General features: G+C 71.0%; 14 protein-coding genes. All 14 read left to right on the forward strand.

Going from position 1 to position 16,868, the window contains the following annotated elements; genetic code table 11:
• The coding region (locus ACWDSL_RS44580) for a peptidoglycan D,D-transpeptidase FtsI family protein (protein ID WP_450494318.1) at window positions 1-1,879 on the forward strand (1,879 nt) is incomplete at its 5' end.
• 89 nt (window positions 1,880-1,968) lie between these two features.
• The gene (locus tag ACWDSL_RS44585; RefSeq protein WP_450494320.1) at window positions 1,969-3,612 is read left to right on the forward strand and encodes a UDP-N-acetylmuramoyl-L-alanyl-D-glutamate--2,6-diaminopimelate ligase; all 1,644 of its coding nucleotides are present in this window, start codon (window positions 1,969-1,971) and stop codon (window positions 3,610-3,612) included.
• A gap of 62 nt (window positions 3,613-3,674) precedes the next feature.
• On the forward strand, window positions 3,675-5,120 hold the full coding sequence (locus tag ACWDSL_RS44590; protein ID WP_450494322.1) for a UDP-N-acetylmuramoyl-tripeptide--D-alanyl-D-alanine ligase: 1,446 nt from the start codon (window positions 3,675-3,677) through the stop codon (window positions 5,118-5,120).
• Between the two features lie 8 nt (window positions 5,121-5,128).
• Window positions 5,129-6,196: a phospho-N-acetylmuramoyl-pentapeptide-transferase gene (gene mraY, locus ACWDSL_RS44595; protein ID WP_089514099.1), complete on the forward strand. Its 1,068-nt coding sequence runs from the start codon at window positions 5,129-5,131 to the stop codon at window positions 6,194-6,196.
• Window positions 6,181-7,632 carry a UDP-N-acetylmuramoyl-L-alanine--D-glutamate ligase gene (murD, locus tag ACWDSL_RS44600; RefSeq protein ID WP_450494324.1) on the forward strand — a complete coding sequence of 484 codons (1,452 nt, stop codon included), beginning with the start codon at window positions 6,181-6,183 and terminating at the stop codon, window positions 7,630-7,632. Before mraY ends, murD begins: the two co-directional genes overlap by 16 nt.
• A 54-nt stretch (window positions 7,633-7,686) precedes the next feature.
• Window positions 7,687-9,369, forward strand: coding sequence for a putative lipid II flippase FtsW (ftsW, locus tag ACWDSL_RS44605; RefSeq protein WP_450494325.1), 1,683 nt, complete (start codon window positions 7,687-7,689; stop codon window positions 9,367-9,369).
• 6 nt (window positions 9,370-9,375) lie between these two features.
• Window positions 9,376-10,470 carry an undecaprenyldiphospho-muramoylpentapeptide beta-N-acetylglucosaminyltransferase gene (murG, locus tag ACWDSL_RS44610; protein ID WP_089514092.1) on the forward strand — a complete coding sequence of 365 codons (1,095 nt, stop codon included), beginning with the start codon at window positions 9,376-9,378 and terminating at the stop codon, window positions 10,468-10,470.
• A gap of 66 nt (window positions 10,471-10,536) precedes the next feature.
• Window positions 10,537-11,334, forward strand: coding sequence for a cell division protein FtsQ/DivIB (locus tag ACWDSL_RS44615; protein ID WP_450494327.1), 798 nt, complete (start codon window positions 10,537-10,539; stop codon window positions 11,332-11,334).
• Between the two features lie 277 nt (window positions 11,335-11,611).
• On the forward strand, window positions 11,612-12,853 hold the full coding sequence (gene ftsZ, locus ACWDSL_RS44620) for a cell division protein FtsZ (protein ID WP_450494329.1): 1,242 nt from the start codon (window positions 11,612-11,614) through the stop codon (window positions 12,851-12,853).
• A gap of 44 nt (window positions 12,854-12,897) precedes the next feature.
• The gene (gene pgeF, locus ACWDSL_RS44625) at window positions 12,898-13,629 is read left to right on the forward strand and encodes a peptidoglycan editing factor PgeF (RefSeq protein WP_450494331.1); all 732 of its coding nucleotides are present in this window, start codon (window positions 12,898-12,900) and stop codon (window positions 13,627-13,629) included.
• A gap of 3 nt (window positions 13,630-13,632) precedes the next feature.
• Window positions 13,633-14,352, forward strand: a complete 720-nt coding sequence (locus tag ACWDSL_RS44630; protein WP_089514081.1) for a YggS family pyridoxal phosphate-dependent enzyme — start codon at window positions 13,633-13,635, stop codon at window positions 14,350-14,352.
• A gap of 123 nt (window positions 14,353-14,475) precedes the next feature.
• A complete protein-coding gene (locus ACWDSL_RS44635) occupies window positions 14,476-15,090 on the forward strand; it encodes a cell division protein SepF (protein ID WP_014180454.1) in 615 nt (204 codons plus the stop codon).
• 73 nt (window positions 15,091-15,163) lie between these two features.
• Window positions 15,164-15,460 (forward strand): YggT family protein, encoded by a 297-nt coding sequence (locus ACWDSL_RS44640; RefSeq protein ID WP_014180455.1) that lies wholly within the window; start codon window positions 15,164-15,166, stop codon window positions 15,458-15,460.
• Window positions 15,461-15,509: 49 nt separating this feature from the next.
• Complete coding sequence (locus ACWDSL_RS44645; RefSeq protein ID WP_450494334.1) at window positions 15,510-16,721, forward strand: DivIVA domain-containing protein; 1,212 nt, start codon at window positions 15,510-15,512, stop codon at window positions 16,719-16,721.
• Window positions 16,722-16,868 lie beyond the last annotated feature (147 nt).

A 16,868-nucleotide genomic window follows, 5' to 3' on the forward strand; every position in this document is an offset into this window, starting at 1 on the left:
GCCCGGCGGGCCCGCCCGCCCGGGGAGCGCCGGGAGCGCCGGGAGCGCCGCCCCGCCGCTGCGGCTGGGCAGTCCGCGTCCCCGGCTGCGGCTGATCAGCCTCGGCCTCACCCTGATCATGCTGGTCTTCGTCGTACGGCTGCTCCAGGTGCAGGCCGTCGACGCCGGTGCGTACGCGGCGAAGGCCAATGTGAACCGCTACATCCCGGTCACGCTGGCCGCCGAGCGCGGCTCGATCACCGACCGCCACGGCGTCGACCTGGCCACCACCGTGGACGCGTACGACATCACCGCCGCCCCCGACCTCCTCACCCCCAAGACGGCCAAGATCGACGACGCTCCGCGCCAGGCCGCCGCGCTGCTCGCGCCGATCCTCGGCGCGGAGCAGACGGAGCTGGAGCGGAAGCTCACCGCCAATCCGAAGTCGCAGTACGTGGTGCTGGCCCGCCAGCAGTCCCCGCAGGTGTGGAAGCAGATCAAGGACCTGAAGAACGCGCTGGACGGCGCGGCGGCCAAGGGCAAGGGCGTGAACGTCCTGGCCGGGGTCAACCGCGAGGCGCACAGCAAACGGGTCTACCCGAACGGGAATCTCGCCGCCGGAGTGCTCGGCTTCGTGGACGCGGAGGGGCACGGCGCGGCCGGCGTCGAGCGGGAGCTGAACAAGCAGCTCGCGGGCAAGGACGGAAAGCGGGTCTACGCTCAGTCCGGCGGCCGTCAGGTGCCCACCGGAGATGTCAAGGAGCAGCCCGCGGTGCCCGGCAGCGATGTCGAGCTGACGATCGACCGCGACATCCAGTGGGCCGCGCAGAACGCCATCAGCGAGCAGGTGAAGGCGTCCAAGGCGGACAGCGGCTATGTGGTCGTCCAGGACACCCGCACCGGCGAGATCCTGGCCCTGGCCAACGCCCCGGGGTTCGACCCGAACGACATCTCCGGCGCGAACGCCGACGCCCTGGGCAACGCCGCGCTCTCGGACGCGTACGAACCGGGCAGCGTCAGCAAGCTGATGTCGATGGCCGCCGTCCTGGAGGAGGGCGCCGCCACCTGGGACACCCATGTGGTGGTCCCCAACCGGCTGCCGCGCGCGGACCGCGCCTTCGCGGACGACATCGACCACCCCACCTGGTACCTCACCCTCAACGGGGTGCTCGCCAAGTCCAGCAACATCGGCACGATCCTCGCCACCGAGCAGCTGGGGAAGAACCAGAAGCAGGCCGACCGGATTCTCTATTCCTATCTGCGGAAGTTCGGGATCGGCAGCTACACCGGGCTCGGCTTCCCCGGCGAGACCCGGGGCATCCTGGCCAAGCCGGAGGACTGGAGCGCCTCACAGCAGTACACGATCCCCTTCGGCCAGGGGCTCTCGCTCAACGCCGTACAGGCGGCCTCCGTCTACTCCACCATCGCAGGCGGCGGCGAACGCATCCAGCCGTCCCTGGTGCGCGGCACCCAGGGCTCCGGAGACCGCTTCTCGGCCGCGCCGCACCCCAAGCGAACCCGGGTGGTGAGCGAGAAGACCGCGAAGACGCTCACCTCGATGCTCGAATCCGTCATCGACGACCAGCAGGGCACCGGGACCAAGGCGAAGATCCCCGGCTACCGCGTCGCGGGCAAGACCGGCACGTCCAACCGGGTGGACCCCAAGACCGGCCGCTACCACGGCTACACCGCCTCGTTCGCGGGCTTCGCGCCCGCCGACCAGCCCCGGGTGACGGTGTACTGCGCCGTCCAGAACCCGACCAAGGGCAGCTACTTCGGCGGCCAGGTCTGCGGTCCGGTCTTCAAGCAGGTCATGGAGTTCTCGCTGAAGACGCTGCAGGTCGCCCCGTCCGGAAAGCGGGCGGCGCGGCTGCCGGTCAGCTACAGCCCCGGCGGGTGACGGTCAAGCCGTGACACTGATCACTCCGGTTCCGCGCGCAAACCCCCCTCATTTCGCGGGGGAGCGGGTGCGGCGGGTAGTCTCACGCCGTGCCCCAAGCTGATCAGTCTCAAACCTCCCAGCCCTCGCAGCTCTCCCCCAAGGGCGGCCCGTCGAGCTACCCGGGAGCGCCCCGACCTCTGCAGGTCCGCGCGATCCCGCTCCGGGAGCTGGCCGATCAGCTGGGCATCGACGTCCCCAAGGCGCCCGACGCCCCCAAGGCCCCCGAGGAGGCGGCCGTCACGGGTATCACCCACGACTCGCGGGCCGTACGCCCCGGTGACGTCTACGCGGCCCTGCCCGGCGCCCGCCTGCACGGCGCGGACTTCGCCGCCCAGGCCGCCGACCTCGGCGCGGTCGCCGTGCTCACCGACCCGGGCGGCGCCGACCGCGCGGCGGCCACCGGGCTGCCGGTCCTGGCCGTCGAGAACCCGCGCGGCCGGATGGGCGCGCTGGCCGCCACGATCTACGGCGAGCCGGGCCGGGACCTGCTCCAGATCGGCATCACCGGCACCTCGGGCAAGACCACGACCGCGTACCTCGTCGAGGGCGGGCTGAGGGCGGCCGCCGCCAAGGGCGACGGCTCGCTCACCGGCCTTATCGGCACCGTCGAGTCGCGGATCGGCGACGAGCGGATCAAATCCGAGCGCACCACCCCCGAGGCCACCGATCTGCAGGCCCTCTTCGCGGTGATGCGCGAGCGCGGGGTCGGCGCGCTGGCCATGGAGGTCTCCAGCCACGCCCTCGTTCTCGGCCGGGTCGACGGCTGCGTCTTCGACGTTGCCGTCTTCAACAACCTCAGCCCGGAGCACATGGAGTTCCACTCCGATATGGAGGACTACTTCCAGGCGAAGGCCCAGCTGTTCACCAAGGCGCGCAGCCGCGCCGCGGTGATCAACCTGGACGACGAGTACGGCAAGCGCCTGGTGGACCTCTCCGAGGTCCCGGTGACCACCTTCTCCGCCGAGGGCCACCCCGACGCCCACTGGCGCGCGGCCGACGTGACCGTGGGCCCGCTCGGCTCCGAGTTCACCATCATCGGCCCGAACGGCGAGTCCGTGACCGCCGCCGCGCCCCTCCCGGGCGCCTTCAACGTCGCCAACACGCTCGCCGCCGTCGTGTCGCTCGCCGTCGCCGGGATCGACCCGCAGACCGCCGCCGACGGTGTCGCGGCCGTCCCGGGCGTGCCCGGCCGGCTTGAGCGCGTGGACGCCGGACAGCCGTATCTCGCTGTTGTGGACTACGCACACAAGACGGACGCCGTCGAGTCGGTCCTGCGCGCCCTGCGCAAGGTCACCGAGGGCAGGCTGCACGCCGTCCTCGGCTGCGGCGGCGACCGGGACCAGCAAAAACGCGGCCCTATGGGCGCAGCCGTCGCCCGTTACGCCGACACCGCCGTGCTGACCTCCGACAACCCCCGCTCCGAGGACCCGCTGGCGATCCTGGCCACCATGCTCGCGGGCGCCGCCGAGGTGCCCGCTCACGAACGCGGCGATGTGCTGGTCTTCGCCGACCGGGCGCAGGCCATCGCCGCCGCCGTCGCCCGCGCCGAGCCCGGCGACACCGTGCTGGTTGCGGGCAAGGGCCATGAGCTGGGCCAGGACATCGCCGGGGTGGTCCGCCCCTTCGACGACCGCCAGGTACTGCGCGAAGCCATCGAGCTCGCCATCAAACGCCAAGACAACCAGGGATGACAGACCGCCATGTGCGCACCAGCCCCCTCACGGCAGCTTCCCCGTACGGCCGGAGGTGATCAGTGATCGCCCTGTCCCTCGCCGAGATCATCGGCATCGTCGGCGGGCAGCCGCACGACATACCGGACACTGACCTGAAGGTCACCGGCCCGGTCGTGATCGACTCCCGCGAGGTGCGCCCGGGCGGCCTCTTCGCGGCGCTCCCCGGCGAACGCGTGGACGGGCACGACTTCGCGGCCCGCGCGGTCGAGGAGGGCGCGGTGGCGGTGCTGGCCGCCCGGCCCGTCCAGGCCGCCGCCGCGGACGCCGCGCCCGTACCGTCCATCGTCGTGCCCGACGTCCAGGCCGCCCTGGGGGCGCTGGCCCGCGCCGTCGTGCAGCGCCTGGACGCCACCGTGGTCGCGCTCACCGGCTCGGCGGGCAAGACCAGCACCAAGGACCTGATCGCGCAGCTGCTGCGGCGGCACGGCCCCACCGTGTGGACGCCGGGCTCGCTCAACAACGAGATCGGCCTGCCGCTGACCGCGATGAGCGCCGATGAGGCGACCCGGCACCTGGTGCTGGAGATGGGCGCCCGGGGCAAGGGTCATATCCGGTACCTGACCGACCTCACCCCGCCCCGGCTCGGCCTGGTCCTCAACGTCGGCACCGCCCACATCGGCGAGTTCGGCGGCCGCGAGGCGATCGCCGAGGCCAAGGGCGAGCTCGTCGAGGCCCTGCCCGCCGCCGCGGAGGGCGGCGTCGCACTGCTCAACGCCGACGACCCGCTCGTACGCGCCATGGCGAACCGCACCAAGGCCCGCACGGTGCTGTTCGGCGAGGCCGCCGACGCCGACGTACGTGCCGAGAATGTCCGGCTCGCCGACGGCGGTCGGCCGTCCTTCACTCTTCACACCCCTACCGGGTGCAGCGAAGTGACCATGCGCCTGTACGGTGAGCACCACGTGTCGAACGCGCTTGCCGCGGCCGCCGTCGCCCATGAGTTGGGCATGTCCGTCGACGAGATCGCCGTGGCGCTCTCCGAGGCGGGACAGCTCTCCCGCTGGCGGATGGAGGTCACCGAGCGCCGGGACGGCGTGACGGTCGTCAACGACGCCTACAACGCGAACCCCGAGTCCATGCGAGCCGCGCTCCGCGCGCTGGTCGCGATGGGCGTGGCCGGCCAGGCGGAAGGGGGGCGCACGTGGGCGGTGCTGGGCCCGATGGCCGAGCTCGGCGAGGAGTCACTGGCCGAGCACGACGCGGTCGGGCGGCTGGCCGTCAGGCTCAACGTCAGCAAGCTCGTGGCGGTCGGCGGCCAGGAGGCCGCATGGCTCGACATGGGCGCCAAGAACGAGGGTTCGTGGGGTGAGGAGTCGGTGCACGTGTCCGACGTGCGGGCGGCGGTCGATCTGTTGCGCAGCGAGCTGCGACCGGGGGACGTCGTGTTGGTGAAGGCATCCAGGTCGGTGGGGCTGGAGCGGGTCGCGCAGGCGTTGCTCGAGGGCGAGGGTGAGGTCGTCCGCTGATGGGTGGCATGAGGCAGATCCTCTTCTCGGGAGCCATCGGGCTCTTTCTGACCCTGATCGGCACCCCGCTGCTGATCAAGCTGCTGGCGCGCAAGGGCTACGGCCAGTTCATCCGGGACGACGGCCCGCGCAGCCACGGCAGCAAGAAGGGCACGCCCACCATGGGCGGTATCTCCTTCATCCTGGCCACGCTGATCGCCTACGCCCTGACGAAGGTGATCACCGGCAGCGAGCCCACCTTCTCCGGTGTGCTGGTGCTCTTCCTGTTCGCCGGGATGGGCCTGGTCGGCTTCCTGGACGACTACATCAAGATCGTCAAGCAGCGGAGCCTGGGCCTGCGCGCCAAGGCCAAGATGCTCGGTCAGCTGATCGTCGGTGTCGCCTTCGCGATCCTCTCGCTGAACTTCGCCGACTCCCGGCAGCAGACGCCCGCCTCCGACCGGCTCTCCTTCGTCCAGGACTTCGGCTGGTCCTTCGGCCCGGTGATCTTCGCGATCTGGGCGCTGTTCATGATCCTGGCGATGTCGAACGGCGTGAACCTCACCGACGGCCTCGACGGCCTGGCCACCGGCGCCTCCGTGATGGTCTTCGGCGCCTACACCTTCATCGGCGTCTGGCAGTACCAGGAGTCCTGCGCCAACGCGCAGACCCTCACCAATCCCTCGTCCTGTTTCGAGGTCCGCGACCCGCTCGACCTCGCGGTCGTCGCCTCCGCGCTGATGGGCGCCTGCTTCGGCTTCCTGTGGTGGAACACCTCGCCCGCGAAGATCTTCATGGGTGACACCGGCTCCCTCGCGCTCGGCGGCGCGCTCGCCGGCCTGGCCATCTGCTCCCGCACCGAGCTGCTGATGGCCATCCTCGGCGGTCTGTTCGTCCTGATCACCATGTCCGTGGTCATCCAGGTCGGCTCCTTCCGGCTCACCGGGCGGCGCGTGTTCAGGATGGCGCCACTACAGCACCACTTCGAACTCAAGGGGTGGAGCGAGGTCCTTGTGGTGGTCCGGTTCTGGATCATCCAGGGCATGTGCGTGATCGTCGGACTCGGCCTCTTCTACGGGGGATGGCGAGCCCAGTGACACTGGACGTCTCCGACCTCGCCGGGCGGCATGTCACCGTCGCCGGACTCGGCGTCTCCGGGGTCCCCGCGGCGCGTGCGCTGCGGGGCCTCGGGGCCACGGTGACCGTCGTCAACGGCGTCGACGGCGAGCGGCAGCGCGCCGAGGCGGCCGAACTGGAGGCGCTGGGCGGCGTCACGGTCCGGCTCGGCGACGGGGACACATTGCCCCAGGGCACGGAGCTGATCGTCACCACGCCCGGCTGGAAGCCGAGCAGCCCGCTGTTCCTGGCGGCCGCCGAGGCCGGCGTGCCGGTGTGGGGCGATGTGGAGCTGGCGTGGCGGCTCAGGAAGGCCGACGCGCCGCCGTGGCTCGCGGTCACCGGCACCAACGGCAAGACCACCACCGTGCGCATGCTGGCCGCCGTCCTGGAGGCGGCCGGGCTGCGCACCGCCGCCGTCGGCAACATCGGCGTCTCGCTGCTGGACGTGGTGCTCGGCGACGAGCCGTACGACGTACTGGCCGTCGAGCTCTCCAGCTACCAGCTGCACTGGGCGCCGTCGCTGCGCGCCCACTCCGGCGCCGTGCTCAACCTCGCGCCCGACCACCTCGACTGGCACGGCTCGATGGCGGCGTACGCGGCCGACAAGGGCCGTATCTACGAGGGCAACCAGGTCGCCTGCGTCTACAACGCCGCCGACCCGGCCACCGAGGACCTGGTGCGCGCGGCCGATGTCGAGGAGGGCTGCCGGGCGATCGGCTTCACCCTCGGCACGCCCGGCCCGTCCCAGTTCGGCGTCGTCGAGAACATCCTGGTGGACCGGGCCTTCGTGGCGAACCGGCAGAAGCAGGCGCAGGAGCTCGCCGAGGTCTCCGATGTGAACCCGCCGGCCCCGCACAACATCGCCAACGCCCTCGCGGCGGCCGCCCTGGCCCGCGCCTTCGGCGTCCCGCCCACCGCCGTACGGGACGGGCTGCGCGCCTTCAGGCCCGATCCGCACCGCGTCGAGCATGTCGCGGATGTGGCCGGGGTGGCGTACGTGGACGACTCCAAGGCCACCAACACCCACGCGGCCCAGGCGTCGTTGGACAGCTTCGAGCACATCGTGTGGATCGCGGGCGGCCTGGCCAAGGGCGCCACTTTCGACGAGCTGGTGGTCGCCTCCGCGAAGCGGCTGCGCGGGGTCGTGCTGATCGGCCAGGACCGCGCCCTGATCGGCGAAGCGCTCACGCGACACGCGGCAGATGTCCCGGTCGTGGACCTCGACCGGACCGACACTGGGGCGATGGCGGCGGCTGTCCGGGAAGCGGCCCGGCTCTCCCGGCCGGGCGATACGGTCCTGTTGGCTCCGGCCTGCGCCTCGATGGACATGTTCGTCAACTACAACAAGCGGGGCGACGCCTTCGCCGCGGCGGTTCACGATCTGGCCTCCGGCCGGGTCCCGGACGATCAGTAGCCCGCCGGTCCCCCGCGCGGACCGCTCGCGCGGGGACCTTGGAGGGGATACGACATGACGGCTGACCAGCCCGCCGCGCCGCGACCCTGGAAGCCCGGCCGCCCGGGCACCGGCCGCGGCGCGCCACGGGACCGGGCGGCTTCCCGGGACCGGGCGACCCCGCGGGCACAGGCGACCCCGCGGGACCGTACGCCCCCGCGGGCGCAGGCCGGCTCGCGGGAGCGCGCGGGCGCCCGGGAGCGGGCGGCCACGCCGGAGCGGGCGGCCGGGCGCCAGGGCGGCGCGGCGCGTCAGAGCGGCGCCGCGCGTGAGGGCGCGGCGGGGCGTAAGCGCGTGGCGGGGCGCGAAGGGACGGCCGAGAGTAAGGCGGCGGCCCCGCGGGAGCGGACGGCCGCGCGCGAGCGGGCCCTGCGCTTCGCCCGACCCGAGCGCGGTCCGGGCACCCCCCGCACACCCCGCCGCCCCACCCGCGGAAGCGTGCCGGCCGCGCTGCGCCGAGCGCAGACGCGGCTCAGAAAGGCCTGGGACCGGCCGCTGACCGCGTACTACCTGATCATGGGCGGCGGCCTGCTGATCATCGTGCTCGGCCTGGTGATGGTCTACTCCGCCTCCCAGATCAAGGCGCTGCAGTCGGGCCTGGCCCCCTCCTACTTCTTCCGTAAGCAGCTGTTCGCCGCCGCGCTGGGCGGCGTACTGCTGCTGCTCGCCGTGCGCATGCCCATCAAACTGCACCGCGCCTTCGCCTATCCGCTCCTGGCGGGGTCGGTCTTCCTGATGTGCCTGGTCCAGGTGCCGGGGATAGGGGTGGCGGTCAACGGCAACCAGAACTGGATCTCCTTCGGCGGCCCGTTCCTGCTGCAGCCTTCGGAATTCGGCAAGCTCGCGCTGGTGCTGTGGGGGGCCGATCTGCTGGCCCGCAAGCAGGACAAGCGGCTGCTGAACCAGTGGAAGCACCTGCTGGTCCCGCTGGTGCCCGCGGCGGGCATGCTGCTCGGCCTGATCATGCTGGGCGGGGACATGGGCACCGCGATCATCCTCACCGCCATCCTCTTCGGCCTGCTGTGGCTGGCCGGCGCCCCCACCCGGCTCTTTGCCGGGGTGCTCGCGTTCGCCGTGGCGATCGGAGCGCTGCTGATCAAGACCAGCGCCAACCGGATGTCCAGGCTCGCCTGTATCGGGGCCACCGAGCCGGGCCACAATGATCAGTGCTGGCAGGCGGTGCACGGGATCTACGCCCTGGCCAATGGCGGCTGGTTCGGTTCCGGACTGGGCGCAAGTATGGAAAAATGGGGCGAACTACCCGAACCGCACACCGACTTCATCTTCGCCATTACCGGGGAGGAACTCGGCCTCGCGGGGACGCTGTCGGTGCTCGTACTCTTCGCGGCTCTAGGCTATGCGGGTATCCGCGTGGCCGGACGCACGGAGGACCACTTCGTGAGGTATGCCGCGGGAGGCGTGACCACCTGGATCACGGCCCAGGCCGTGGTCAATATCGGCGCGGTGCTCGGTCTGCTGCCGATCGCCGGGGTCCCGCTCCCGCTGTTCTCCTACGGAGGGTCCGCGCTGCTGCCGACCATGTTCGCGATCGGCCTGCTGATCGCCTTCGCACGGGCTGAGCCGAGCGCGCGGGCGGCACTGGCGACGCGGCAGCCTGCTTTGTGGAAGAAGCTGGCTCGGGTGAGACGGAAGACGATGAGACGGCGCGTCAAGAAGCGGCCGTCCAGAGAGCGGTGAATTTCGGTGCATGTCGTACTCGCCGGTGGGGGGACCGCCGGCCACATCGAGCCCGCGCTCGCCCTCGCGGACGCCCTGCGCAGGCAGGATCCGACCGTGGGGATCACGGCGCTCGGGACGGAGCGGGGGCTCGAGACCCGGCTCGTGCCCGAGCGGGGTTACGAACTGGGGCTGATCCCCGCCGTACCGCTGCCGCGTAAGCCCACCCCCGAGCTGATCACCGTCCCCGGGCGGCTGCGCGGCACGATCAAGGCCGCAGAGCAGATCCTGGAGCGGACCAAGGCCGACTGTGTGGTCGGCTTCGGCGGCTATGTGGCGCTGCCGGGCTATCTGGCGGCCAAGCGGCGTGGGGTGCCCATCATCGTCCACGAGGCCAACGCCCGGCCGGGCCTCGCCAACAAGATCGGCTCCCGCTACGCCAAGTTCGTCGCGGTCTCCACCCCGGACAGCAAGCTGCGCAGCGCCCGCTACATCGGCATCCCGCTGCGCCGCACCATCGCCACCCTCGACCGGGCGGCGGTCCGCCCCGAGGCGCGCGCCGCCTTCGGCCTCGACCAGAACCTGCCGACGCTGCTGGTCTCCGGCGGCTCGCAGGGTGCGCGCCGGCTGAACGAGGTGGTCCAGGCGGTCGCCCCGTTCCTGCAGCGGGCCGGAATCCAGATCCTGCACGCGGTCGGACCGAAAAACGAACTGCCGCGCGTGGACAACATGCCCGGTATGCCGCCCTATGTACCGGTACCGTATGTGGACCGGATGGACCTCGCGTACGCCGCGGCGGACATGATGCTCTGCCGCGCGGGCGCGATGACCGTCGCCGAGCTGTCCGCCGTGGGGCTGCCGGCCGCCTACGTCCCGCTGCCCATCGGCAACGGCGAGCAGCGGCTCAACGCCCAGCCGTTGGTCAAGGCCGGCGGCGGGCTGCTGGTCGACGACGCGGAGCTGACCCCCGAGTGGGTGCAGGCCAATGTGCTCCCCGTGCTCGGCGACCCGCACCGGCTGTACGACATGTCCCGGCGCGCCGCCGAGTTCGGCCGCCGGGACGCCGACGAGCTGCTGGTCGGCATGGTGTACGAGGCAATCGCGGCGCGCCGCCAGATGTGAGGCCGGGCCGGTCCGGAGGGCGACCTCAAGGACCCCTCCGGACCGGAAGAAAGAAGGTGGGCAAGCGTGGCCGGAGCGACGACCGCCAAGGGCGGTGCCCGCAGGACGCCGCCGCCCGGCCCACCCCCGCCCGCCCTCAAGGCGCGCCGCCGCCTCCGGCTGCCCCGCCGCCGCACGCTGCTGGTGACGGGGGTGGCGACGGCGCTCGTCGGCTCCGGCGTCACCTGGCTGCTGTACGGGTCGAGCTGGCTGCGGGTCGAGCAGGTGGCCGTCAGCGGCACGGCCGCCCTCACCCCGGGCGAGGTGCGGGAGGCCGCGGCCGTCCCGCTGAACGAGCCGCTGGCGGCGGTGGACACCGACTCCGTCGAGCACAGGCTGCGGGCGCGGCTGTCACGGATAGCGGAGGTGGATGTCTCGCGGTCCTGGCCGGACACCATCGCCGTACGGGTGACCGAGCGCAGGCCCGAGGCGATTGTCGAGAAAGCCGGCAAGTTCCTCGAAGTGGACGAGGAAGGCGTGCTGTTCGCGACCGTTCCGCAGGCGCCGAAGGGCGTTCCACTGCTGCAAGTGGAGGCGGACCGGTCGCCGAGTTCCCGCCATTTCGGCGCGACCAGGCTGCGCCGCGAGGCGGTCGCCGTGATCGCCCAACTGCCCGAGAAGGTCCGGGCGGACACTCTTTCCGTCCGGGTCCGCTCCTATGACTCGATCGCGCTGGGACTGACCCGCGGCCGCACGGTCGTATGGGGCAGCTCCGAACGCGGGGCGGCGAAGGCGAAGACCCTCACCGCGCTTATGAAGGCCGTACCGGACGCGGAGCGCTACGACGTCAGTGCGCCGACCGCCCCCGCGGTGACGCATAGTTGACGTATATCGCGGCAGGCCAGGACCCTGGTTGGCTAGTCGGCTGGGTGATCACATAGGGTGAAAAGAAAAACGGGAGGTTCGGCGTGTTCGTTGAACGCGCGCCACTTGTCGACTTAGTGTCCTGTTCCGAAGACTCCGGGAAACATAGGCACTGGTAACCCTAAACTTCAGCGTTAGGGTTGGGGTCGGCGATCGGAACCGTCCCATTCGGCATCAGTCGGCGCACCGCGGCAACGGCGGGGTGACGACACGTAACTCGAGGCGAGAGGCCTTCGACGTGGCAGCACCGCAGAACTACCTCGCAGTCATCAAGGTCGTCGGCATCGGCGGCGGTGGCGTGAATGCCATCAACCGGATGATCGAGGTCGGGCTCAAGGGCGTCGAGTTCATCGCGATCAACACCGATGCGCAGGCCCTGCTGATGAGTGACGCGGACGTCAAACTCGACGTCGGCCGTGAGCTCACCCGCGGCCTCGGCGCCGGCGCCAATCCCGATGTCGGCCGGAAGGCCGCCGAGGACCACCGCGAGGAGATCGAGGAGGTCCTCAAGGGGGCCGACATGGTCTTCGTCACCGCGGGCGAGGGCGGCGGCACCGGCACCGGCGGCGCGCCCGTCGTCGCCAACATCGCCCGTACGCTGGGCGCACTGACGATCGGTGTGGTCACCCGCCCGTTCACCTTCGAGGGCCGCCGCCGCGCCAATCAGGCCGAGGACGGCATCGCGGGGCTGCGCGACGAGGTCGACACCCTCATCGTGATTCCGAACGACCGGCTGCTGTCCATTTCGGACCGCCAGGTGAGCGTGCTCGACGCGTTCAAGTCCGCGGACCAGGTGCTGCTGTCGGGCGTCCAGGGCATCACCGACCTGATCACCACCCCGGGCCTGATCAACCTCGACTTCGCGGACGTCAAGTCCGTGATGTCCGAGGCGGGCTCGGCGCTCATGGGTATCGGCTCGGCCCGCGGCGACGACCGCGCGGTGGCCGCCGCCGAGATGGCGATCTCCTCGCCGCTGCTGGAGGCCTCCATCGACGGTGCGCGCGGTGTGCTGCTCTCCATCTCCGGCGGCTCCGACCTCGGCCTGTTCGAGATCAACGAGGCCGCCCAGCTGGTGAGCGAGGCCGCGCACCCCGAGGCCAACATCATCTTCGGCGCGGTGATCGACGACGCGCTCGGCGACGAGGTCCGGGTCACCGTGATCGCGGCCGGCTTCGACGGCGGTCAGCCGCCGGCCAAGAACCGCGACAAGGTGCTCGGCTCCTACGGCGGCGGCAGCCGCGACGAGGGCCTCGGCCCGGTCGGCGCCGGCACCGGCCGGTCGTCCTCCGACACCGGCAGCCGGCCGTCGTTCGGCGGGCTCGGCAGCGTCACCCCGCGCGAGGAGGAGTCCAGGCCCGAGCCGACCCCCGTCGCCGAGGTCCCGCCGCCCGCCCCGATCTCCGCCCCCCAGGTCCCGCCGGCCCGTCCGTACCAGGACAGCCAGGCCGAGGAGCTGGACGTGCCGGACTTCCTCAAGTGAGTCGTGCCGACATGGCTCCACGGCGATCCTGAAGCGATCCAGAAGTGATAGCGCAACAGCACGACGCGAGCGGCGCGCACTTCGCCTTCACCGACCGGTGGGGCGGAGTGAGCGCCGCTCCGTATGACGAGCTCAACCTCGGCGGCGCGGTCGGCGACGACTCCGCGGCCGTACGGACCAACCGCGAACTGGCGGCCAAGGCGCTGGGCCTGGACCCGGCCGAGGTCGTCTGGATGAACCAGGTGCACGGCCGGGACGTGGCCGTGGTCGACGGACCGTGGGGAGACCGCGAGGTCCCGGCGGTCGACGCGGTGGTGACGGCCCGTCGCGGGCTCGCCCTCGCCGTCCTCACCGCCGACTGCACCCCGGTGCTGCTGGCCGATCCGGTGGCCGGGGTCGCCGGGGCCGCGCACGCCGGGCGGCCGGGCCTGGTCGCCGGGGTCGTGCCCGCGGTGGTGTGGGCGATGACCGAACTGGGCGCGGACCCCGCCCGGATCCTCGCCCGTACGGGCCCCTCGGTCTGCGGTCGCTGCTACGAGGTCCCCGAAGAGATGCGCGCCGAGGTCGCGAAGACCGTGCCCGCGGCGTGGGCCGAGACCAGTTGGGGCACCGCGGCGGTGGATGTGACCGCCGGCGTGCGCTCCCAGCTCGCCCACGCGGGCGTGAAGATGGAAGACCACTCCCACATCTGCACGCTGGAATCGACGGACCACTTCTCGTACCGGCGCGAGCGCACCACGGGGCGGCTCGCGAGCTATGTCTGGTTGGGCGGCTGAGCTGTGACGGATCGCAGAACGGAACTGGCCGAAAATCTTGCTCGCGTGGAGGAACGTATCTCCGCGGCTTGTGCGGCTGCCGACCGCAAACGTGAAGAAGTCACGTTGATTGTGGTGACCAAGACCTACCCGGCGAGCGATGTCCGGCTTCTCGCGGAACTCGGCGTTCATCACGTGGCGGAGAATCGCGATCAGGACGCCGCTCCCAAAGCTGCCGAATGTGCCGATCTTCCGCTTATTTGGCACTTTGTTGGTCAATTGCAGACCAATAAGGTGCGATCGGTGGCTAGTTACGCCGATATGGTGCAATCCGTCGATCGCAAGCGGCTGGTTGACGCGCTGTCGCGCGCGGCGGTGGGAGCCGGCCGTGAACTGGGCTGTCTGATTCAGGTGGCGCTCGACGCGGAGTCGGGTCAACAGGGAGAACGGGGAGGTGTCGCGCCGGACGGGGTGGAGGCTCTTGGCGACGCGGTGGTCGAGGCTCAAGGGCTGCGGCTGGACGGTCTGATGACGGTCGCTCCGCTGGCCGGACCGTATGCGGGGCGGCCGCGGGCCGCCTTCGATCGGCTGATGGAAATCTCATCCAGCCTGCGCGCGGCCCATCCTGCTGCGAACATGGTCTCGGCGGGGATGAGCTCGGATCTCGAGGACGCGGTGGCTGCCGGGGCGACACATGTGCGCGTCGGCACGGCGGTGCTCGGAGTCCGACCCAGGCTCCGGTAACGTCGCGAAGAAGTCGGACCACAGCACAAAATATGGTCATTCCCGCCAAAAGGTGGGCAGGCCACGTGGATCCAAGGCATCCGGTGGCGGAGCCGATCCACCACAGAGCGGAGGACGCAGAGAATGGCCGGCGCTATGCGCAAGATGGCGGTCTACCTCGGCCTCGTGGAGGACGATGGGTACGACGGCCGGGGATTCGACCCCGACGACGAGTTCGAGCCCGAGCCGGAGCCCGAGCGGGATCGTCGCAGGCATCAGGTGACGGAAACCGAGCCGCGGTCGGAGAGGGGCGAATCCGTACGAGTCGTCCATCCCCCGGCGCAGCGTGAACCCGCCCCGCTCGTACCGGAAACCGGGCGACCCGCGCGAATCGCCCCCGTGGCATCCATCACACCTGAACGTCAGAACTTGGAGAAGAACGCGCCGGTGATCATGCCCAAGGTCGTGTCCGAGCGAGAGCCGTACCGCATCACGACGCTGCACCCCAGGACCTACAACGAGGCCCGTACTATCGGGGAACACTTCCGTGAGGGCACCCCGGTGATCATGAACCTCACGGAGATGGACGACACGGACGCAAAGCGACTTGTCGACTTTGCGGCCGGACTCGTGTTCGGCCTCCATGGGAGCATTGAGCGGGTGACTCAGAAGGTGTTTCTGTTGTCTCCTGCTAACGTCGATGTCACGGCGGAGGACAAGGCCCGTATCGCAGAGGGCGGGTTCTTCAACCAAAGCTGAGACGCAACACGGCAACACCGAGTCATCAACAGGCCGTACGGCCGAGCACGCAAGGGGAGAGGGACACAGCGGGATGGGCATCGCACTGCAGGTGATCTACATCGCGCTGTATTGCTTCCTGATCGTGCTGATCTTCCGGCTGGTGATGGACTACGTCTTCCAGTTCGCCCGCTCGTGGCAACCCGGCAAGGCGATGGTGGTCATCCTGGAGGCCGCCTACACTGTCACCGATCCGCCGCTGAAGCTCTTGCGGCGGTTCATCCCGCCGTTGCGTCTCGGGGGTGTGGCGCTCGACCTGTCCTTCTTCGTTCTGATGATCATCGTCTGGATCTTGATCACCGTCGTCCGCAATTTTGCGAGCAGCGTGTGAACGATACGGTCTTGCCGATTGCCGACGACTACGTTGAGGTGAGTTAGAGATGCCGTTGACCCCCGAGGACGTGCGGAACAAGCAGTTCACGACCGTCCGCCTCCGAGAAGGCTATGACGAGGACGAGGTCGATGCCTTCCTCGATGAGGTCGAAGCCGAACTGACCCGGCTGCTGCGGGAGAACGAGGATCTGCGCGCCAAGCTGGCCGCCGCGACCCGTGCCGCCGCGCAGAGTCAGCAGCAGAACATGCGTAAACCGCCGGAACAGCAGGAGCGGCCCGGCGCCCCTGTGCCCGCCGCCATATCCGGACCGCAGCCCGTGCCGCCCGGCCAGCAGCAGATGGGTGGCCCGCCCCAACTTCCGGGCGGTGCCCCGCAGCTGCCGGCAGGCCCCATGGGCCAGGGCGGACCGGGTCCGATGCAGGGCGGTCCCATGGGTCAGGGTGGCCCGATGGGTCCGGGCGGACCGATGGGCCAGGGCGGACCGATGGGCCAGGGTGGCCCCATGGGTCAGGGTGGCCCCATGGGTCAGGGCGGACCGGGCCCGATGGGGCAAGGGGGTCCGATGGGCCACGGTGGCCCCATGGGCGGTCCGATGGGCGGCCCCGGCGGCCCGCAGCTGCCGCAGCCGGGCCAGGGCCCGGGCGGCGACAGCGCCGCGCGCGTGCTCTCGCTCGCGCAGCAGACCGCCGACCAGGCGATCGCCGAAGCCCGTTCCGAGGCCAACAAGATCGTCGGTGAGGCCCGCAGCCGCGCCGAGGGCCTGGAGCGGGACGCCCGCGCCAAGGCCGACGCGCTGGAGCGGGACGCGCAGGAGAAGCACCGCGTCGCGATGGGCTCGCTGGAGTCGGCCCGCGCCACGCTGGAGCGCAAGGTCGAGGACCTGCGCGGCTTCGAGCGCGAGTACCGCACGCGGCTGAAGTCGTACCTGGAGAGCCAGCTGCGCCAGCTGGAGAACCAGGCCGACGACTCCCTGGCCCCGCCGCGCACCCCGGCGACCGCCTCGCTGCCGCCGTCCCCGTCCATGACCGGCTCCATGGCCTCGGCCGGAGCGGGCGCGATGGGCGGCCACACCATGGGCGGCAACCAGCCCATGGGCGGCCACACCCAGGGTGGCGGCGCGCCGTCCTACGGTGGCCAGCAGCAGATGTCCCCCGCGATGACCCAGCCGATGGCTCCGGTGCGCCCGCAGGCCCCGCAGCCGATGCAGCAGGCGCCGAGCCCCATGCGCGGCTTCCTCATCGACGAGGACGACAACTGACGCGGCGGCGCGCGATTTAGCGCGCAGCGCGTAAGGGTCGGCAATCAGACGGGCCGGGCCGGGAGCGATGCATCCGACGGCGGGAGGGGCCGAATCTCGCTCACGGTCGGGACGGCCTCTGCCATGCTCGGGGATGCCGCGTCGGCT

This window comes from Streptomyces sp. NPDC000941 (genome assembly GCF_053599555.1).

Bases quoted from the DNA above. Each gene is read 5' to 3' on its own strand.
- ftsW (WP_450494325.1), top strand. From the start codon at position 7,687: ATGACGGCTGACCAGCCCGCCGCGCCGCGACCCTGGAAGCCCGGCCGC.
- ACWDSL_RS44640 (WP_014180455.1), top strand. From the start codon at position 15,164: ATGGGCATCGCACTGCAGGTGATCTACATCGCGCTGTATTGCTTCCTG.
- murD (WP_450494324.1), top strand. From the start codon at position 6,181: ATGGCGAGCCCAGTGACACTGGACGTCTCCGACCTCGCCGGGCGGCAT.
- ACWDSL_RS44635 (WP_014180454.1), top strand. From the start codon at position 14,476: ATGGCCGGCGCTATGCGCAAGATGGCGGTCTACCTCGGCCTCGTGGAG.
- ACWDSL_RS44645 (WP_450494334.1), top strand. From the start codon at position 15,510: ATGCCGTTGACCCCCGAGGACGTGCGGAACAAGCAGTTCACGACCGTC.
- mraY (WP_089514099.1), top strand. From the start codon at position 5,129: ATGAGGCAGATCCTCTTCTCGGGAGCCATCGGGCTCTTTCTGACCCTG.